This window comes from Streptomyces sp. ASQP_92 (assembly GCF_025399895.1).
Lineage (GTDB): Bacteria > Actinomycetota > Actinomycetes > Streptomycetales > Streptomycetaceae > Streptomyces.
Genome location: NZ_JAODUA010000010.1, coordinates 160,512 through 178,951, shown reverse-complemented (window position 1 = coordinate 178,951; position 18,440 = coordinate 160,512). Strand labels below are relative to the sequence as shown.

17 protein-coding genes are annotated in these 18,440 nt (G+C 70.8%); 7 read left to right on the top strand and 10 right to left on the bottom strand.

Annotated features, from left to right (window positions below):
- The 3 genes from gcvH (at position 1) to N4G70_RS21955 (ending at position 3,193) form a co-directional block, all read left to right on the top strand.
- Positions 1–375 carry a glycine cleavage system protein GcvH gene (gcvH, locus tag N4G70_RS21965; protein ID WP_261714390.1) on the top strand — a complete coding sequence of 125 codons (375 nt, stop codon included), beginning with the start codon at positions 1–3 and terminating at the stop codon, positions 373–375.
- Between the two features lie 32 nt (positions 376–407).
- Positions 408–1,667, top strand: a complete 1,260-nt coding sequence (glyA, locus tag N4G70_RS21960) for a serine hydroxymethyltransferase (RefSeq protein ID WP_261714389.1) — start codon at positions 408–410, stop codon at positions 1,665–1,667.
- Positions 1,668–1,822: 155 nt separating this feature from the next.
- Complete coding sequence (locus tag N4G70_RS21955; RefSeq protein ID WP_261714388.1) at positions 1,823–3,193, top strand: L-serine ammonia-lyase; 1,371 nt, start codon at positions 1,823–1,825, stop codon at positions 3,191–3,193.
- 101 nt (positions 3,194–3,294) lie between these two features.
- Here N4G70_RS21955 and N4G70_RS21950 read toward each other — a convergent pair whose 3' ends face one another.
- Together N4G70_RS21950 and N4G70_RS21945 are read right to left on the bottom strand one after the other, a co-directional pair.
- Positions 3,295–3,954 carry an NADPH-dependent F420 reductase gene (locus N4G70_RS21950; protein ID WP_399036369.1) on the bottom strand — a complete coding sequence of 220 codons (660 nt, stop codon included), beginning with the start codon at positions 3,952–3,954 and terminating at the stop codon, positions 3,295–3,297.
- Between the two features lie 139 nt (positions 3,955–4,093).
- Positions 4,094–4,306, bottom strand: a complete 213-nt coding sequence (locus N4G70_RS21945; protein ID WP_261714387.1) for an EF-hand domain-containing protein — start codon at positions 4,304–4,306, stop codon at positions 4,094–4,096.
- Between the two features lie 232 nt (positions 4,307–4,538).
- Between N4G70_RS21945 and N4G70_RS21940 the strand changes: the two genes are divergently transcribed.
- The 3 genes from N4G70_RS21940 to N4G70_RS21930 all read left to right on the top strand — a co-directional run bounded on the left by N4G70_RS21940 (position 4,539) and on the right by N4G70_RS21930 (position 7,274).
- The gene (locus tag N4G70_RS21940) at positions 4,539–5,189 is read left to right on the top strand and encodes a GNAT family N-acetyltransferase (protein ID WP_261714386.1); all 651 of its coding nucleotides are present in this window, start codon (positions 4,539–4,541) and stop codon (positions 5,187–5,189) included.
- Positions 5,190–5,391: 202 nt separating this feature from the next.
- Positions 5,392–6,087: a tRNA-dependent cyclodipeptide synthase gene (locus tag N4G70_RS21935; protein WP_261714385.1), complete on the top strand. Its 696-nt coding sequence runs from the start codon at positions 5,392–5,394 to the stop codon at positions 6,085–6,087.
- On the top strand, positions 6,084–7,274 hold the full coding sequence (locus N4G70_RS21930; protein WP_261714384.1) for a cytochrome P450: 1,191 nt from the start codon (positions 6,084–6,086) through the stop codon (positions 7,272–7,274). The genes N4G70_RS21935 and N4G70_RS21930 overlap by 4 nt, the downstream gene beginning before the upstream one ends.
- 64 nt (positions 7,275–7,338) lie before the next feature.
- Here N4G70_RS21930 and N4G70_RS21925 read toward each other — a convergent pair whose 3' ends face one another.
- The 6 genes from N4G70_RS21925 to N4G70_RS21900 form a co-directional block, all read right to left on the bottom strand.
- The gene (locus N4G70_RS21925) at positions 7,339–8,520 is read right to left on the bottom strand and encodes a YncE family protein (protein WP_261714383.1); all 1,182 of its coding nucleotides are present in this window, start codon (positions 8,518–8,520) and stop codon (positions 7,339–7,341) included.
- Positions 8,520–9,338: a polysaccharide deacetylase family protein gene (locus tag N4G70_RS21920; protein ID WP_261714464.1), complete on the bottom strand. Its 819-nt coding sequence runs from the start codon at positions 9,336–9,338 to the stop codon at positions 8,520–8,522. Before N4G70_RS21920 ends, N4G70_RS21925 begins: the two co-directional genes overlap by 1 nt.
- Positions 9,339–9,746: 408 nt before the next feature.
- Positions 9,747–10,250 carry an ATP-binding protein gene (locus N4G70_RS21915; protein WP_261714382.1) on the bottom strand — a complete coding sequence of 168 codons (504 nt, stop codon included), beginning with the start codon at positions 10,248–10,250 and terminating at the stop codon, positions 9,747–9,749.
- A gap of 285 nt (positions 10,251–10,535) precedes the next feature.
- Positions 10,536–11,303 (bottom strand): enoyl-CoA hydratase/isomerase family protein, encoded by a 768-nt coding sequence (locus N4G70_RS21910; RefSeq protein ID WP_261714381.1) that lies wholly within the window; start codon positions 11,301–11,303, stop codon positions 10,536–10,538.
- 123 nt (positions 11,304–11,426) lie between these two features.
- On the bottom strand, positions 11,427–12,668 hold the full coding sequence (locus N4G70_RS21905) for an Ig-like domain-containing protein (RefSeq protein ID WP_261714380.1): 1,242 nt from the start codon (positions 12,666–12,668) through the stop codon (positions 11,427–11,429).
- Positions 12,669–12,905: 237 nt separating this feature from the next.
- The gene (locus N4G70_RS21900; protein ID WP_261714379.1) at positions 12,906–14,135 is read right to left on the bottom strand and encodes an Ig-like domain-containing protein; all 1,230 of its coding nucleotides are present in this window, start codon (positions 14,133–14,135) and stop codon (positions 12,906–12,908) included.
- Positions 14,136–14,276: 141 nt separating this feature from the next.
- Here N4G70_RS21900 and glgX point away from each other — a divergent pair, with 141 nt between their 5' ends.
- On the top strand, positions 14,277–16,523 hold the full coding sequence (gene glgX, locus N4G70_RS21895) for a glycogen debranching protein GlgX (protein ID WP_261714378.1): 2,247 nt from the start codon (positions 14,277–14,279) through the stop codon (positions 16,521–16,523).
- Positions 16,524–16,525: 2 nt separating this feature from the next.
- On the opposite strand, the gene N4G70_RS21890 is transcribed toward glgX, so the two are convergent.
- Together N4G70_RS21890 and N4G70_RS21885 are read right to left on the bottom strand one after the other, a co-directional pair.
- Positions 16,526–17,170 carry a response regulator transcription factor gene (locus N4G70_RS21890; protein WP_261714377.1) on the bottom strand — a complete coding sequence of 215 codons (645 nt, stop codon included), beginning with the start codon at positions 17,168–17,170 and terminating at the stop codon, positions 16,526–16,528.
- A complete protein-coding gene (locus N4G70_RS21885) occupies positions 17,160–18,428 on the bottom strand; it encodes a sensor histidine kinase (protein WP_261714376.1) in 1,269 nt (422 codons plus the stop codon). Before N4G70_RS21885 ends, N4G70_RS21890 begins: the two co-directional genes overlap by 11 nt.
- Positions 18,429–18,440: the final 12 nt, after the last annotated feature.

Below are 18,440 nucleotides of genomic sequence, written 5' to 3'. Positions count from 1 at the left end.
ATGAGCAACCCCCAGCAGCTGCGCTACAGCAAGGAGCACGAGTGGCTGTCGACCGCCGAGGAGGGCGTGTCGACGGTCGGCATCACGGAGCACGCGGCCAACGCGCTCGGTGACGTCGTGTACGTACAGCTCCCGGAGGTGGGCGACACGGTGACCGCGGGCGAGACCTGCGGCGAGCTGGAGTCCACCAAGTCGGTCAGCGACCTGTACTCCCCCGTCACCGGTGAGGTCGTCGCCGCCAACCAGGACGTCGTGGACGACCCTTCGCTGGTCAACACGGCCCCGTTCGAGGGCGGTTGGCTGTTCAAGGTGAAGGTCACGGAGGAGCCGGGCGACCTGCTCTCCGCCGACGAGTACACCGACTTCGCCAGCTGACCTAGAGACCACAGGGATACAGGGATCGTCTGATGTCGCTTCTGAACCAGCCCCTCCACGAGCTGGACCCGGACGTCGCCGCCGCCGTCGACGCCGAGCTCCACCGTCAGCAGTCCACCCTCGAAATGATCGCCTCGGAGAACTTCGCTCCGGTCGCGGTCATGGAGGCCCAGGGCTCGGTCCTCACCAACAAGTACGCCGAGGGCTACCCGGGCCGCCGCTACTACGGCGGCTGTGAGCACGTCGACGTGGTCGAGCAGATCGCGATCGACCGCGTCAAGGCGCTCTTCGGCGCCGAGGCCGCCAACGTGCAGCCCCACTCGGGCGCCCAGGCCAACGCGGCCGCGATGTTCGCGCTGCTCAAGCCGGGCGACACGATCATGGGCCTCAACCTGGCTCACGGCGGTCACCTGACCCACGGCATGAAGATCAACTTCTCCGGCAAGCTCTACAACGTGGTCCCGTACCACGTGGACGAGACCGGCGAGGTCGACATGAACGAGGTCGAGCGCCTGGCCAAGGAGTCCAAGCCGCAGCTCATCGTGGCCGGCTGGTCCGCCTACCCGCGCCAGCTCGACTTCGCGGCCTTCCGCCGCATCGCGGACGAGGTCGGCGCGTACCTGATGGTCGACATGGCCCACTTCGCGGGTCTGGTCGCCGCGGGTCTGCACCCCAACCCGGTGCCGCACGCCCACGTCGTGACCACCACCACGCACAAGACCCTCGGCGGTCCGCGCGGCGGCGTCATCCTGTCGACGCAGGAGCTCGCCAAGAAGATCAACTCGGCGGTCTTCCCGGGTCAGCAGGGCGGCCCCCTGGAGCACGTCATCGCGGCCAAGGCGGTGTCCTTCAAGGTCGCCGCGTCCGAGGAGTTCAAGGAGCGCCAGCAGCGCACCCTGGACGGCGCCCGGATCCTGGCCGAGCGCCTGGTCCAGGACGATGTGAAGGCCGTCGGCGTCGACGTCCTGACCGGCGGCACCGATGTGCACCTGGTCCTGGTGGACCTGCGCAACTCGGAGCTGGACGGCCAGCAGGCCGAGGACCGCCTCCACGAGGTCGGCATCACGGTCAACCGGAACGCCATCCCGAACGACCCGCGGCCGCCGATGGTCACCTCGGGTCTGCGGATCGGCACCCCGGCGCTGGCCACCCGCGGCTTCGGCGAGGCCGACTTCCGCGAGGTCGCCGACATCATCGCCGAGGCCCTGAAGCCGGACTTCGACAAGGACGCCCTGGCCGCCCGGGTGTCCGCTCTGGCCGCCAAGCACCCGCTGTACCCCGGCCTGAAGTAGTTTCGTACGCTTTAGTTCTCGCTTCATTCCGTACGGAGCCCCGGGGCACCGCGCACACTGGTAGTGAGCGCGGTGCCCCGTCCCATGCTGTGCCAGCTTTGCTCTGCACCACCCGGCAGACAACGGCGTCTACCAACCCCCACAAGGAGTCTTCCGTGGCCATCTCGGTCTTCGACCTGTTCTCGATCGGCATCGGCCCGTCCAGCTCCCACACCGTCGGCCCGATGCGGGCGGCCCGGATGTTCGCGGCGCGCCTGAAGAACGAGGGCCTCATCGCCCACACCACGCGGATACGGGCCGAGCTGTACGGCTCGCTCGGCGCGACCGGCCACGGCCACGGCACGCCGAAGGCGGTGCTGCTCGGCCTGGAGGGCGACTCGCCCCGCACGGTCGACGTCGAGAGCGCGGACGAGCGGGTGGAGGCCATCAAGGACGCCGGGCGGCTCAACGTGCTCGGCATGCACGAGATCGCCTTCTCCTACGACGACGATCTGGTCCTGCACCGCCGCAAGGCGCTGCCGTACCACGCCAACGGCATGACGATCTTCGCCTACGACGCCGACGGCGAGCTGGTACTGGAGAAGACGTACTACTCGGTCGGCGGCGGCTTCGTCGTCGACGAGGACGCTGTGGCCGGCGAGAACCCGATCGTGCCGGACGACACCGTCCTCAAGTACCCCTTCCGCACCGGCGACGAGCTGCTGCGGCTCGCCAAGGAGACCGGTCTCTCCATCTCCGCGATGATGCTGGAGAACGAGAAGGCCTGGCGCACCGAGGACGAGATCCGCTCCGGGCTGCTCGACATCTGGCGGGTCATGCAGGCCTGTGTCTCGCGCGGCATGTCCCGCGAGGGCATCCTGCCCGGCGGCCTCAAGGTCCGCCGCCGCGCCGCCACCACCGCCCGCCAGCTGCGTGCCGAGGGCAACCCCGAGGCGCACGCCATGGAGTGGGCGACGCTGTACGCGATGGCCGTCAACGAGGAGAACGCGGCGGGCGGCCGGGTCGTGACCGCGCCCACCAACGGCGCCGCGGGCATCATCCCGGCGGTGCTGCACTACTACATGAACTTCGTGCCCGGCGCCGACGAAGAGGGCGTCGTCCGCTTCCTGCTCGCGGCCGGCGCGATCGGCATGCTGTTCAAGGAGAACGCCTCGATCTCCGGCGCCGAGGTCGGCTGCCAGGGCGAGGTCGGCTCCGCCTGCTCGATGGCGGCGGGCGCGCTCGCGGAGGTCCTCGGCGGCACCCCCGAGCAGGTCGAGAACGCGGCCGAGATCGGCATGGAGCACAACCTGGGCCTGACCTGCGACCCGGTCGGCGGCCTCGTGCAGATCCCGTGCATCGAGCGCAACGGCATGGCCGCCGTGAAGGCCGTCACCGCCGCCAAGATGGCGATGCGCGGCGACGGCAGCCACAAGGTGTCCCTGGACAAGGTCATCAAGACGATGAAGGAGACGGGGGCCGACATGAGCGTCAAGTACAAGGAGACCGCTCGCGGCGGCCTCGCCGTCAACATCATCGAGTGCTGAGCGCTCCGCGGGGGGCGGGGACTACCGGCTGCGGACCGTGGGTTGCCGGTCGCGCGGTTCCCCGCGCCCCTTTGGGGCGCTGACCCGCAGCGTAGGGCCGCTCAGAAGCTGTGCGCCGCCGGCCTCTCTCTGGGGGCGGCGGCCAGCGCGTCGGTGACCTCGGCGACGCCGGCGCGCAGCCCGTAGACGGGGGTCGCGGGCTGCTGGCGCCAGGAGTCGTCGATGCCCCCGGCGTCGACGGTGTCGAAGCCCAGCTCGTCGACGAGCTCGCGGACCAGTCGCTTGGCGGCCTCGTCGTCGCCGGCCACCGGCACGGCGATCCGCTCGGGGTCGCCCTGCGGGCGCGGGCGCTCCAGGAGGTCCTGCGCGTAGGTGCCGTTGAAGACCTTGATGACCGGGTGGCCGATGTGCTGCTCGGTCCAGCGGCTCTCGGTCAGCCCGTCCTCGATCGCGTCGATCCGGCCGTCGCGCTCCTTGGGGTAGTAGTTCCCGGTGTCGATCACGGCGACGCCGTCGGCGGCCTTGTCGAACAGGCCCTTGGGCAGATCGGGAATGTGCTTCAGCGGGATGGTGACCACGACGACCTGCGCGCCGTCGGCCGCCTCCTCGACGGTGACGGGGGTGGCGCCCGTCTCCTCGGCGAGGGCGGAAAGCGTGTGCGGGCCACGGGAGTTGGCGACGGACACCTGGTGGCCGAGCGCGGTGAGGCGGCGGGTCAGGTTGCCGCCGATGTTGCCCGCGCCGATGATGCCGATCTTCATGAGCTGGCCTTCCGGAGAGGGTGCGTTGACACGCTCCGGGAACCTGGAAGGACCCTCCGCTTATTCCGGGCCCCCTCCGTACGGTCCGGTGCCGGTGGCGCGCCGCGCGAGCGGGCTCACGCCACCGGCACCGGGCGCGTCACTTGTTCAGCGACGCCCAGAACTCCTCGAAGGAGAGCTTGCCGTCGCCGTTGGCGTCCTTGGCCTTGATGATGGCCTGGGCCACCGTCTCGGTGACGTAGAAGTCGCCCAGCTGCGCCATGACCGTCTTGTACTCGCTCGCGGTGACGCGTCCGTCACCGTCGACGTCGAGCTTCGCGAACGCCTTGCGCGCCTCTTCGATGTCCGCCACTGGGTCCACCCCTTTGTTGGTGCTACTGCTTGGTGCGTTACTGACGCGGGTCAGATTATCGGCCGCCGCGGACGCGCCGTGCGGCGGCCAGCCCTTGGCGGGCTCCCGCGCGGCTCTCCCCCGCCCGCGAAGGGGACCGGCTGGAAGCGGCGCCCGACGGGGGTGGAGACTCAAGGCCTCACGTCGTAGATCACGACGTACGTCACGGAGCGAGAAGGAGCGGGAACAGCACATGGTGAGTGGGACGGACAGTGCGCTCGGGGAGATCCTGGCGGGCGTCGCGCGCGGACAGTTCCCGCCGGCCAACGGCGGGACGACGGTGGTGGCGCAGCCCGCTCACCGCGACGCGGGCGTGCTGGCGTTCACCGCGCACTCGGTGATCTTCCTCGACGAGGACGAGGAGTGGCTCAGGGACGCGCTGGCCCGGACCGACGCCGACCCCCTCGGCGCCTCCATGAACCCCGGGTTCCTGGCCGCCCTGATGGCCCGCACCGGCCGCTCGATGAACTGCGTCGACCTGCTGACCTGTGCCCCCGCGCTGCCCGGGCCGCCCCCGCTGGCGCTGCGGGAGATCGAGGACCCGGACCACCCCAGGGTGGCGCGCGCCCTGAAGTTCCGGGACGAGGTGCGGGTGTGGGCCGCGGACGGCGGGATCCTGGTGCTCGGGCGGGGAGTCGCCGGCCGCTGGGAGGTCGCCGTCGAACTCGACGAGGCCGCGCGCGGCCGGGGCCTCGGGGTCCAACTCGCCCTGGCCGGGCGGCACTTGGTGCCGGACACGGTGGTGTGGGCGCAGCAGTCGCCGGGCAACGCACGCAGCGTGCGCACCTTCCAGGCCGCCGGTTTCCGGCCGGTCGGCTCCGAGGCGCTGCTCCTGGCGCACTGACCGGCGAGCGCCGATCCGCGCGGAAGGGGCCTGACTGTTCGCCATACCCATGAGCCGGTTTTCCGCCGCTCAAAGAGGAGTTCACGCCAACTTCCGGTCGCCCCTTCCTCACGCTCCGCCACTGCCGGATAACTTGCTGCTGTCGCCGCCACACCGGGAGCACAGGGCTCCCAGGGACTAGCGGCGCTGGGGCGTTACAGCTGTGGCCATCACAACTGAAGCATTCACCGTGCAGCCCTTCACACGAAGTTGCCACCACATATGGGACGAGGGCGATCACGTCCTCATCGGCGTGAGTCCGGGAAACAGCTACTTCAGCGCCGGTCGCATCACCGAACTCGTCCGCTGGGCTTCGGCACGGTTCTCCCGCATCGACCTCGTCTACGCCGACCTCCATGTGGCCGAGCTGTTCAGCGCGCTCGGCTACGAGGAGGATCACGCGGCGCGCCGCGCCTCCAAGGAACTCAAAGCCGTACGCCGCCGGATCGTGCGCGGCGTCGAGGAGGCGGACCTGCCGGGCACCCTGGTCGGCGTGCACGGCCTCTCGGAGTTCGCCGCGAACCCGGTGTACGACCTGCTGCACCGGCGCGTGCGGCACTTTCTGGCCACCGACCCGCACTTCCGGGCCGGCTGCGAGCGGATGGCGGGGCACTTCCTCGCCACGAAGGTGGGCGGCCCCGCCGCGAGCGCGGAGCAACTGGCCGCCTGTCTCGACTACATCGCCGCGGAGCTCCCCTTCTTCCTGGACACCCCGGGCATCCTCGGCGTCCCCTCCTCCGTGTCGTGCTACCACGCGCAGATACCGCTGACCGAACTCCTCTACGCCAAGGGCGGCGGCCTGCGTGCCTCCCGCAACCAGGCCTATGCCGTGGTGCGCCCGGAAGGAACAGCCGCATGAGCCCCGAGCCCGTACTCGACTTCCCGCTTTCGCGCCGCGGCGACGTGCTGCCCGGGGAGTGCTCCTGGCTGCGCGAGAAACAGCCGGTGGCCCGGGTGCGTACGCTCACCGGCGACCAGGCCTGGCTGGTGAGCACGCACGCGCTGGCCACGCGGGTCCTGGAGGACGAGCGGTTCAGCCTGAAGGACACCGCCGCCGAGGGCGCGCCGCGCCAGTACGCGCTGACGATCCCGCCGGAGGTCGTCAACAACATGGGCAACATCAACAGCGCGGGGCTGCGCTCCGCCGTGATGAAGTCCCTGAGCCCACGCGCGGACGGGCTCGCCGAGCGGCTGCGCGAGCGGGCCGGGGAGTTCGTCGACGCGCTGCTCGCCGAGGGCCCCCCGGCCGACCTCCGGGCGGGGTTCGCCGACCCCTTCTCGGCGGCGCTGCACTGCCAGGTGATCGGGGTGCCGTTCACGGACTGGCGCCGGCTCATGTCGGGTCTGGACACCGCGTTCATGACGAGCGCGCACACCTTCGAGGGCGCCGGCCTCAACTGGTACAAGGACCTCGGCTACATGGTGGAGCGCCTGAACGCGCCCGATGTGCCGCCCGACAGTCTGCTGGGCCGGCTCGGGGCGCTGCGCGAGGACACCGAGTCCGCGCATCTGACCGACGAGATGCTGGCCACGGTCGCGGTGTCCATGTTCGGCGCGGGCGCGGTCTCCACCTCCGCGTTCCTGGTCCTCGCGATCCTGGCGCTGCTCCAGCACCCGGAGTCGATCGGCCATCTGCGCGAGCACCCCGAGCGCATGGGCCGGGCCGTGGACGAGCTGCTGCGCTGGAACCTGTCCATCGGCGACGGGCTGCCCCGGCTCGCCCTGGAGGACGTACGGCTCGGCGACGTCCTGGTCAAGAAGGGCGAGTTGGTGCTGGTGCTGGTCGAGGGCGCCAACTTCGACCCGGCGGTCTTCAGCGACCCCGAGCGCCTCGACCTCGACCGGGAACACAACCCGCATCTGTCGTTCGGCGCCGGGCGGCACTTCTGCCCGGCCACGGGGCTCGGCCGGCTGCACGCCGAGACGGCGCTGGCGGTCCTGGTGGACCGGATGCCGGGGCTGCGCCTCGCGGTACCGGCCGAACAGCTCGTGTGGCGCACGGGATTCATCAAACGGCTTCCGGAGCGGCTTCCGGTGCTGTGGTGACGCAGGAGTGCCCCGGGGCCGACGGACCCCGGGGCACCGCGCCGCCGCGCGCGGCCGGCCCCGCTCAGCGGAAGATGCCGGTGTGGCCGAGCGAGTACCGGCCGGGCTGGGGGTAGACGGCCAGGCCGTGCGGGCCCGAGCCGACGGGGATGCGGGCCAGCTCCTTGCCGGTGGTGGTGTCGATGGCGTACACCTCCGCGTTGTAGCGGCCGGACAGCCAGAGCACCTTGCCGTCGGCGGAGACGCCGCCCATGTCGGGGCTGCCGCCGTCGGGCAGCTCCCACTTCTTGGTCAGCTTGTTCTTGGTGAAGTCGAAGATGGAGATGGTGCCCTCGCCCCGGTTGGAGATGTACATCTCCTTGGAGTCGCGGCTGATGTAGAGGCCGTGGCAGCCCTTGCCGGTGGGCAGCAGGGTCGGCGTGCCGAACTTGTCGCCGTCCAGGATCCACATGCCGTGCGCCATCATGTCGGCGATGTAGAAGGTCTTGCCGTCCGGGGACATCTTCACGTCCTGCGGCATGGCCCCCGAGAAGGGGAGCTTCTGCTGCCCGACGACCTTCATCTGCTCGGTGTCGACCTTCAACAGCTCGCCGGAGAACTCGCAGGAGACGATGAAGTACCGGCCGTCCATGGAGAAGTCGGCGTGGTTGACGCCCGCACAGGTCACCGGGACGGTCTTGACCCGGTTCAAGGTCACCGGGTCGCGGAAGACGAGCTCGCGGTCCATCGACGCCATGACGACGGCGTACTTGCCGTTGGGCGTGAAGTAGAGGTTGTAGGGATCGGAGACCTGCACGGTCCGTCCGACCTTGCCGGTCGCCGGGTCGATGGCGGTGAGCGAGTCGCCGAGGTCGTTGTTGACCCAGAGCGTCTTCATGTCCCAGGACGGCACCACGTGCTGCGGCTGGTGGCCGACCGGGATCGTCTGGATGACCTTGTACGTGGCCGGGTCGATGACGGACACCGTGTTGGAGTTGGTGTTGGGCACATAGACGCGCGGCAGGAAGTTCTTCACCGCGGGTTGCAGGGCGTTGGGGCGGTCGGCCGCGTAGGCGTCCTTGGGGTCGAGGACGGGCGGCATCCCGGGCAGGCCCTGCGGCGGTGCCTTCTTGGCGACGGCGGGCGGGACCGCCTCCTTGGTGCCGAGCGCCTCGTCCTTGTGGTCGGAGCCCGATCCGCACCCGGCGAGGGCCGCGAGCAGGGCCGCCGCGAGCAGCGCGGTGGTCGTCTTCGTTACGGTCGGCATCAGGTCAGCAGCTCCGTGGTCGTGACCGCGCGCAGTCGGCGGCGTTCCAGTTCGGCGAGGAGGACGGGCAGCGCGGCGACCGTGTCCGCGTAGCCGAAGTGCAGGCTCACCACCGACCCGTTGCGGATCTGCCCGGTGACGTTGCGGGTCACGGCCGAGGCGCCGGGCGAGGTGAAGTCGAGTGAGTCGACGTCGTACGACAGGACGTGCGGGTAGCCCGCCCGCCGGGCCAGTGTCTGGACGAGCGGTGTCGCGTGCTGGGCGCGGGAGGGTCTGAACCACGTCCCGATGGAGCCGGTGAGGCGGCGCAGCCGGTCCGCGCAGCCGGTGATCTCGGCGTAGGCCTCCGACTCGTCCATGGTGGAGATGTCGATGTGGTGCTGGGTGTGGTTGCCCAGCTCGTGGCCGCCGTCCAGGATGCGGCGGGCCATCTCGGGCTGCTCGTCGAGCCAACTGCCGACGGCGAGGACGGTGACCCGCGCCCCGGCCTTCTCGGCCTCGCTCAGCAGGGTGGTGGCGATCTTCGGATCACCCTGGCCGTGGAAGGTGAGCGCGACCTGCGGGCGAGCCCGGGGTCCGCTGGTGATCTGGACCGGCTGCCCGGGGAAGGAGCGGGGGGCCGGTGCCGGGTGGGGTGTCGGGGGTCGGGCGGGAAGGGCGGCCGCCGCGGAGGCGGACGGCGGCGCTTTCGGAGAGCCGGTCGGCTGCCGGCCGGCCCGGTCGTCCGAGCAGCCCGCCGTGAACGCCCCCACGATGGCCGCGCCCGCCCCGGCGCGCAGGGCGCTGCGGCGATCGACCGCACGGGGTGATGGATTCAGCACATGGACATTTAAGTGCGCCGAAGGCTCGTTGGTAACGATTGACCCGCTTCGGGACCTTTGCGGGTCGTGGCCGCGCGGGGTTTCCCGAGGAGGATCAGGTCGCTGATTCACTCAGCACTCCCGATATCTATTCATGCTTTAGAAGGTGAGTGCTGTAGCTCACCTACGATTCACAGCTAAACTGTCAGGGTTCATGGCGTTATGTCCGACTAGGGACTTTTGAGGATGGGCCGCCCATCTGTCATAGTCGGAGCCACGACCCCCATTGACCCGGGCCAGGTCGTCTTCAGTCGTCGTGGATCACACCCCCCCAGATCCACGGCGCCCCACAGAAGCCCCCGCGGCGCCTCATCCGGCAGCCAGGGGGCTTCTGTGATGTCACCACCCTCACGGGCTCCCGTCGCCTCAGCGGTCGGCCACCCTCATCTCGAACCAGGTGGTCTTGCCGCGCGGCAGCAGGTCCACGCCCCAGCGGTCGGAGAGCTTGTCGACGAGGAAGAGGCCCCGGCCGCTGATGTCGAGCTCGTGCACCGGCATCAGACAGGGCAGCCCGCGCGAAGGGTCGCGCACCTCGATCCGGATCCAGCCCCGGCGCCGCAGCATCCGCAGGCCGAAGACGCGGGCCCCGGTGTGGCGCACGGCGTTGCCGACTAGTTCGGAGACGAGCAGCACCGCGTGTTCGGCGAGGGTGGGCGAGAGCGCCCACTGGCGCAGCACGACGGACTGGGTGATGCGTCGGGCGGTCGCCGCCGACTCCGGACGCGAGGGCAGCCGGACTTCGTCCTCCGTCGGATTCCCGAACAACTCCAGTGCTTTCAGAGCCAGTTCGTCATCGGCGGACGGCAGCCACCGGGCCGCGGTCGCACTCACGCGCTGCGCCGGTTGTTCCATACCCTCCAGCCCCGCCATGCCACCATCATGGCGGCCCGGCGCGCCCTTGGGGGCGATTCCGAAGGAATCGCGCCTCCGGAAGCTGACGTTCCGAAGGCGCGATCTGGCATATGACGGAGGCAGCCGATGACCCGCCGCACCCACCCTGACCTGCGATGACGTACCGCGTTCGCTTGATCACCAAGCGTTCCGCAGAGGTTTTCCTTAAGGTCGCCTTAAGGCTGTGCTAATCCCCCCACAGGGTGTACACACCGCCCCCACATGTACAGCCGCTGTTGACCGCGCCCCTCAACTCGGCCGCGATCAGAGGAACTTGGCCTTGCCCGGGCCCTCCTCGACGAAGCTGCGCATGCCCCGCGCGCGGTCCTCGGTGGCGAACAGGCCCGCGAACCAGTTGCGTTCGACGGCGAGCCCGGTGTCGATGTCCGTCTCCAGGCCGGCGTCGATGGACTCCTTGGCGGCACGCAGCGCGATGGCCGGGCCCTTGGCGAGCCGGGCGGCCCAGGCGACGGCCCGCTCGTACACCTCGTCGGCGGGCACCACCTGGTCGACCAGGCCGATGGCGAGCGCCTCGTCCGCCTTGACCTGACGGCCGGTGAAGATGAGGTCCTTGGCCTTGGAGGGGCCCACCAGGCGCGCCAGGCGCTGGGTGCCGCCGGCGCCGGGGATCAGGCCGAGCAGGATCTCGGGCTGGCCCAGCTTGGCGTTCTCGCCGGCGATGCGGAAGTCGGCGCAGAGCGCCAACTCGCAGCCGCCGCCCAGCGCGTAGCCGGTGACGGCCGCCACGACGGGCTTGGGGATCCTGGCGACGGCGGTGAAGGAGTCCTGGAGCGCCCGGCCGCGGACGACCATCGCCGCGTGGTCCATGACCTGCATCTCCTTGATGTCCGCGCCGGCCGCGAACACCTTCTCGCCGCCGTACAGGACCACGGCCCGCACGTCCTCGCGCCGGCTCGCCTCCTCGGCGAGCTCGCGCAGCCCGTCCTGGGTCGCGATGTCCAGGGCGTTCATCGGGGGGCGGTCCAGGCGGATGGTGCCGACGCCCTCGGAAACTTCCAGTTTCACAGTCATGGAGGCAGGTTAACGCTCACTAACGACGGCGGGCCCGGCGCATGGCGAGTTCCCGGGGGTCGCCCCCCACTCGCACGGCGCCGGGCCCGTCGGGGGCCGCGTGCGCGGCCCCGGGTTCCCTGCCTACTTGGTCCACTCCGACCAGGAGAGGTTCCAGCCGTTGAGGCCGTTGTCGGGCTGGATGACCTTGTCCTTGGAGTTCTTCACCACGACCACGTCGCCGACCAGGGAGTTGTCGTAGAACCAGGCGGCCGGCTTGGACGGGTCGCCCGCGCCACGAGCGTCACGCATGCCGACGCAGCCGTGGCTGGTGTTGACCGAGCCGAACACCGAGGGGTCGCCCCAGTAGTTGCCGTGGATGAAGGTGCCCGAGCTGGACAGGCGCATGGCGTGCGGCACGTCCTTGATGTCGTACTCGCCGCCGAAGCCCACGGTGGCGCCGTTCATCCGGGTCACCTCGAACTTCTCGCTGATGACCATCTGCCCGTTGTACGTGGTGTTCGCCGGGGCGCCCGCGCTGATCGGGATGGTCCGCAGGAGCTTGCCGTCGCGCTCCACCTGCATGGTGTGGGCGCTCGCGTCCACGGTGGAGACCTGGGAGCGGCCGATCGTGAAGTGCAGGGTGCGGGTCTGCTTGCCGTAGACGCCGGGCCGGCCCTCGACCCCGTCCAGGTTGAGCTTGACGGTGACCTTGGTGCCGGGCGCCCAGTACTTCTCGGGCCGGAAGTCGAGGCGGTCGTTGCCGAACCAGTGGCCCTCGACGGGGACGGACGGCTCGGCCGTCACGGCGATGGCCTTCTCGACGGCCTCCGGGTTGGTGATGCCCCGGTTGAAGTTGATGGAGACCGGCATGCCGACACCGACGGTGGAGCCGTCCTCGGGCACGTACTGGCCGATGAAGGTGTTCTTGGGGACGAGCGTGGTGAAGGTGGTGTCCTTCGCGGACTCGCGGCCCTTGGTGTCCTTGGCCACCGCGTGGACCTTGTACTGCGTGGCGGAGGCGAGGTGCTGGTCCGGGGTCCAGCCGAGGCCGTCCGCGGATATCTTCCCGGCGACCGCGTTGCCCTTGCTGTCGGCCACCGCGACCGCGGTCAGCCTGCCCTTGTCGGCGGATATCTTCAGCGCGCCATTGGTGGCCACGTCCTTGGCGTTGTCTGCCGGAACGACGGTGACCACGGCCTCGGACGCCTTGGTGTCCTCCGCGGCGTTCGCGCCGCCCGCCTTGGCGTTGGAGCTGGAGCCGTCGCCCCCGCCGCACGCCGTGACCAGGAGCAGCAGCGCCCCGGCGATGAGGGCCGGCACCGCGCCCCTGCGGCCGCGCCGTGCGGCCGCGCTCGAAGCCCCCGAAATAGGCTGCCCGTTCAAGACTGTTTCTCCCCTCGCACGGCGTGGCCCCGCCACCGCCCGCACTCACTCACCCCCGCGCACGTCCTCGCGCACGCACGGCGCTAGATAATCACACCGGATGGGGCCCGATCTCCCGTCCCATGTCACCGTTCAGTCCCAACTTTTTCCTGGCACTCTCAGGCGAAACACAGAAACCGTTCCCGGTTGGTGTACCGGGAACGGTCGGGGACCATGCGATCGAGGGTGCGGGGGATTTCAGGTGAGCGCGGAGCCCGCCTTCCACTTCGGCCAGTCCATGTTCCAGCCACTGAGCCCGTTGTCCGGAGCGACCTGGCGGTCGTGGGAGTTGACGACCTCGACGACATCGCCGATGAGGGTGCGGTCGAAGAACCAGCCCGCCGGGGTGTCCGAGCTGCCGCCCTTCACATCGCGCAGCCCGACACAGCCGTGGCTGGTGTTGGAGTTGCCGAACGTGCTGGAGGGAGCCCAGTAGTTGCCGTGCAGGAAGGTGCCGGTGTTGGTCAGCCGGATGGCGTGCGGAACGTCCGGGATGTCGTACTCCCCGCCGAAGCCGACCGTCTGACTGTTCATCCGCGTCACGTCGTACATCTCGGTGACGATCATCTTGCCGTTGTACGTGGTGTTCTTCGGCGACCCGGCCGAGATCGGCAGCGTCGACACCAGCTCGCCGCCGCGCCGCACCTCCATGGTGTGCGCCTCGGCGTCCACCAGGGACTCCTGGTCGCGGCCCACGGTGAAGCCGATCGTCTTGTCCTGGATGCCGTAGACCCCGGGGGCCGCGACCACGTCGCGCAGCCGCATGTCGACGGTGACCTTGGTGCCGGGCGCCCAGTAGTTCGCGGGCCGGAAGTCGAGCCGGTCCTTGCCGAACCAGTGGCCCCGCACCTCCACCGGGGGCTGCGAGGTGATCGTGATGGCGCGCTCGACCGCCGCCCTGTCCTTGATCGCCTGGTTGAAGTTGAAGGACACGATCATGCCGACGCCCACCGTGGAGCGGTTCTCCGGCTTGAAGTACCCGATGAAGCGGTGCTCGGGCACGAACGTGGCGAAGCTGGTGTGGCGGGCCTGGCGGCGGCCGTGGCCGTCGAGCGCCACCGTGTCCACCGTGTACAGCGCCGCCAGTTGCAGCGCGCCGCCGGTCGGCGTCCACGTCAGCCCGTCCGCGGAGATCTTCCCCGGCACCTCCTCGGGCTGGGCGTCCTCCGTCTTCATCACCTTGACCCGCTCCAGGCGCCCGCCCGGCACCCGCACCTCCACCTTCTGGTCCGCCTTGACTCCCTTGGCCCCGTCCTCGGGGGTCACCAGGATGGCCTCCTGCGGTGTCAGGGGCTTGCCCCCGATGTCACCGATGTCCAGGGCCGTGCCCGAACACCCGGTCAGCGCGGTCACCAGGACCGCGGTCAGTCCTGCCCATGCCAGGGCGGCGGTCGCGCCCGCCCCTGCCCGCTTCAGTACGTCTCTCACGACCGGCCCAACGACCGCCCCCCGCCGGGGGAAACGTGAGTACGAGGGCTGTTGCGGGAAGAACAGGGGCAGAGACGCGCAGGGAAGCCGCGGCCGGGACGCCGTTGCCACCCCCCGCGCCGAGCCGCGGGAGGCCGACAGGTGTCGAGCGCAGCCGAACAGAAGGCGGTGCCGGGTGCCGCGCCCGGCACGCAGGGGCAGCGAAGGGCGAACGGCCACCGAGGTGAACCGGGCGCCTTGCGCCCCCCGGTCTGGCCGGGCGCCCCCACTCCGCTCGGGGCGCGCTTCCGGGTCGGCCCCGACGGTGTCGCGGGCACCAACTTCGCGCTGTGGGCGGGCGGCGCCGAATCGGTCGAGCTGTGCCTCTTCGACCCGGCGGGCACCGAGACCCGCCTGGCGCTCACCGAGCTGACCCACGGGATCTGGCACGGCTTCGTTCCGGGCGTACGTCCCGGGCAGCGTTACGGGTTCCGGGTGCACGGGCGCTGGGATCCGTGGACGGGGGCCCGCTGGAACCCGGCGAAGCTGCTGCTCGACCCGTACGCGCGGGCCGTGGACGGCGACTTCACGCTGCCGCCCGAGGTGTACGGGCACGTGCGGGACTGGCCGCAGCAGCACGTCGCCGACACCGTGCGCGACGACCGCGACTCGGCGCCGCACGTTCCCAAAGGCGTGGTGGTGCAGGACGACGACGACTGGGCGGACGACCGCCGCCCCAAGACCCCCTGGGCCGACTCCGTCATCTACGAGCTGCACGTACGCGGCTTCACCCGGCTCCACCCGGACATCCCCGAACCGCTGCGCGGCACCTACGCGGGCCTCGCGCACCCGGCGGCCATCGACCACCTGGTGCGGCTCGGGGTGACGGCGGTGGAGCTGCTGCCGGTGCACCAGTTCGCGCACGAGGACCATCTGCTGCGGCGCGGACTGCGCAACTACTGGGGCTACAACTCCATCGGCTACTTCGCCCCGCACGCCGCCTACTCGGCGAGCGGGACCACCGGGCAGCAGGTCGGCGAGTTCAAGCGGATGGTGCGGGCGCTGCACGCGGCGGGCATCGAGGTCATCCTCGACGTGGTGTACAACCACACCGCGGAGGCCGGGGAGATGGGGCCCACGCTGTCCCTGCGGGGCATCGACAACCGCGGCTACTACCGACTCGCGGCCGATGCCCGCCGCTATGCCGACTACACGGGCTGCGGCAACACCCTGCATGTGGTCCAGCCCCATGTGCTGCGGCTGATCACCGATTCGCTGCGCTACTGGGTGACCGAGATGGGAGTGGACGGCTTCCGGTTCGATCTGGCGGCGGCGCTGGCTCGCTCGATGCACGACGTGGACATGCTGTCGCCCTTTCTCGCCGTCATCGCCCAGGACCCGGTACTGCGCCGGGTCAAGCTGATCGCGGAACCGTGGGACGTGGGCAGCGGCGGCTACCAGGTGGGCTCCTTCCCGCCGTTGTGGACCGAGTGGAACGACCGCTACCGCGACGCCGTACGGGACTTCTGGCGGGGCGCGCTTCCGGATGTCCGCGATCTGGGGTACCGCCTCTCGGGCTCCAGTGACCTGTACGCCTGGGGCGGCCGGCGCCCGTACGCGTCGATCAACTTCATCACCGCGCACGACGGCTTCACCCTGCGCGACCTGGTCTCGTACGAGCGCAAGCACAACGAGGCCAACGGGGAGGGCAACCGGGACGGCACCCATGACAACCGGGCCTGGAACTGCGGTGTGGAGGGCGAGACCGACGATCCGGGGGTCAACGCGCTGCGACGGCGCCAGCTGCGGAACCTGCTCACCACCCTGCTGGTGTCGACGGGTGTGCCGATGCTGGTGGCCGGCGACGAGATGGGCCGCACCCAGGGCGGCAACAACAACGCGTACTGCCAGGACGGCGAGGTGAGCTGGGTCGACTGGTCGCTCCTGGACGAGCCCGGCCCGCGGGGGCTGCTCGAACTGGCCACCCGCCTGGTCGCGTTGCGCCACCGCCACCCGGTGCTGCGCCGGCGCGCCTTCTTCTCCGGGCGGGCGCAGGGCACGGACGGGCTGCGGGACCTGGCCTGGTTCACCGTGCGGGGCGAGGAGATGACCGAGCGGGACTGGTACGCGCCGGCCGCGACGCTCGGCCTGTATCTGTCGGGCCGCGACATCCCCGGGCGCGACGCGCGGGGCGCGCCGGTGACCGACGACAGCTTCCTGATCCTGCTGCACTCGGGGGACCGGCCGGCGAGCTGTGTGCTGCCGGGGCCGCCGTGGGCCGCCTCCTACGAACGGATCGTGGACACCTCGCTGGAGGACCAGGCCGAGCCGCCGGGCGGGACGCACCGGGGCGGCGACACGGTGACGCTGCCCGCCCGGTCCGTCCTGGTCCTGAAGGTGGCCGGGTAGGGCTAGCCGAGGATCTTGCGGTCGTACGCCACGGCGACCGCGGCGGCCCGGTCCTTGGCGCCCAACTTGCCGTAGATGTGCGTCAGATGGGTTTTCACGGTGGCCTCGCTGATGAACAGGGCGCGCGCGATCTCCCGGTTGGAGGTGCCCTTGGCGACCAGTTCGAGGACCTCGCGCTCGCGGCCCGACAGCGGCTCCCCGGCCGGCCCGGCGGGCGTGCGCACCGCGGTGACCAGGCGGGAGGCGATCGCGGGCGAGAGCACGGTGCGGCCGGCCGCGGCGGCGCGTACCGCGGTGAACAGCTCCTCGCGCGGGGCGTCCTTGAGGAGGTAGCCGGTGGCGCCCGCCTCGATCGCGGGCAGGGTGTCGGAGTCGGTGTCGTACGTGGTGAGGACGAGGACCTTGGAGCGCAGCCCGCGCCGGGTGAGCTCGGCGATCGCGGCCACTCCCCCGCCCCCGGGCATGCGCAGATCCATCAGGACCACGTCCGGGTCGAGGCGCTGGGCGAGGTCGACGCCCTCGACGCCGTCGCGGGCCTCGCCGAGGACCTCGAAGCCGTCGTCGGAGGCGAACATCCCGCGCAGACCGTCCCGCACTACGGGGTGGTCGTCGCAGATCAGCAGGGTGATGGCGGCGTCAGTGGTCATGGGGGACCAACGGTACGCGGGCGGAGACGGCGGTGCCATGGCCGGGCTCGGATTCCACGGTGACGCTGCCGGCGACGCGTTCGGCGCGGGCCCGCATGCCGTCGAGGCCGAAGCCGCCGGTGCCGGAGCGGGCCGGCAGGTCCAGCGGGTCGAAGCCCCGGCCGTCGTCGCGTACGTCCAGGGAGACCTCGTCGCCCATGAAGGAGAGGGTGACGCCGATGCGGGAGGCCTGGGCGTGGCGGCTCGCGTTGGCGAGGGCCTCCTGGGCGATGCGGAGCAGGGTGGCCTCGATCTCGTCGTGGAGCTGCACCGCGGTGCCGGTCACCGTGAAGTCGGCGCGCACCCCGTGCCGGGCGCCCCACTGGGTGACGGTCTTCTTCAACGCCTCGTGCAGGACGCCGTGTTCGAGGTCGAGGGGGCTGAGGTTCTGCACCGAGCGGCGGGCCTCGCCGAGGCTGTGCCGGGCCAGCGACTGGGCGCTGGCGAGGTGTTCGCGGGCCTGGGCCGGGTCGGGGCTGCTCATGACCACCTGGAGCTGGGCGATGATGCCGGTCAGACCCTGGGCGATGGTGTCGTGGATCTCGGCGGCGAGCCGGCGGCGCTCGTCGGCGACGCCCGCTTCCCTTGCCTGGAGCAGGAGTTGGGCGTGCAGGGCGGCGTTCTCGTCGAGGGCCTGCTGGAGCCGGGCGTTGGTGGTCTCCAGCTCGGTGATGGTCTCGGCCTGCACCCGGGCGCGTTCGTCCTCCTGGGCGGCGAGGTGGCTGAACACGGTGAGGAGGACGACGTTGATGGCGAGCACCGCGCCGAACAGCACCCACCCCATGGACCCCTTGGGGGGCAGCCCGCCCGACTGGGAGCCGGCCATGATGACCGCCGTCGCGAACAGGCCGACCTTCACCCAGCGCCGGGGCAGCACCGCCTGGGCGCCGAAGTAGCCGACGACGGCGTAGAACGCGAAGAACGGGTTGAGCCAGGTGAGCGCGAAGGCGATGGCCCAGCGCAGGAAGTAGTAGACGACACCCGCGGCGCCCCGCGCCGACCGGCCGCGGCGCACCCGGCCCCAGCCGAGCTGGAGCAGCAGGGCGCCGCCGACCAGGGCGAGGGCGGCCCAGCGGTCGGCGGTGCTCATCAGCAGATCTGCGGTGGCCGCGGCGGCGAGGCAGCCGATGAACAGCAGCCCGTAGGGCCCCCAGCGGTGGAACGCCTCCCAGCGCTCCTCCACCGTGTCCCGCTTGATGCCGCTCGCCCCGTCGCTCATGGCCCCAGTCTC

Coding starts and splice junctions, on each gene's coding strand:
- gcvH (WP_261714390.1), top strand. CDS start 1: ATGAGCAACCCCCAGCAGCTGCGCTACAGCAAGGAGCACGAGTGGCTG.
- glyA (WP_261714389.1), top strand. CDS start 408: ATGTCGCTTCTGAACCAGCCCCTCCACGAGCTGGACCCGGACGTCGCC.
- N4G70_RS21950 (WP_399036369.1), bottom strand. CDS start 3,954: ATGAAGATCGGCATCATCGGCGCGGGCAACATCGGCGGCAACCTGACC.
- N4G70_RS21940 (WP_261714386.1), top strand. CDS start 4,539: ATGGTGAGTGGGACGGACAGTGCGCTCGGGGAGATCCTGGCGGGCGTC.
- N4G70_RS21930 (WP_261714384.1), top strand. CDS start 6,084: ATGAGCCCCGAGCCCGTACTCGACTTCCCGCTTTCGCGCCGCGGCGAC.
- N4G70_RS21925 (WP_261714383.1), bottom strand. CDS start 8,520: ATGCCGACCGTAACGAAGACGACCACCGCGCTGCTCGCGGCGGCCCTG.
- N4G70_RS21915 (WP_261714382.1), bottom strand. CDS start 10,250: ATGGCGGGGCTGGAGGGTATGGAACAACCGGCGCAGCGCGTGAGTGCG.
- N4G70_RS21910 (WP_261714381.1), bottom strand. CDS start 11,303: ATGACTGTGAAACTGGAAGTTTCCGAGGGCGTCGGCACCATCCGCCTG.
- N4G70_RS21890 (WP_261714377.1), bottom strand. CDS start 17,170: ATGACCACTGACGCCGCCATCACCCTGCTGATCTGCGACGACCACCCC.
- N4G70_RS21885 (WP_261714376.1), bottom strand. CDS start 18,428: ATGAGCGACGGGGCGAGCGGCATCAAGCGGGACACGGTGGAGGAGCGC.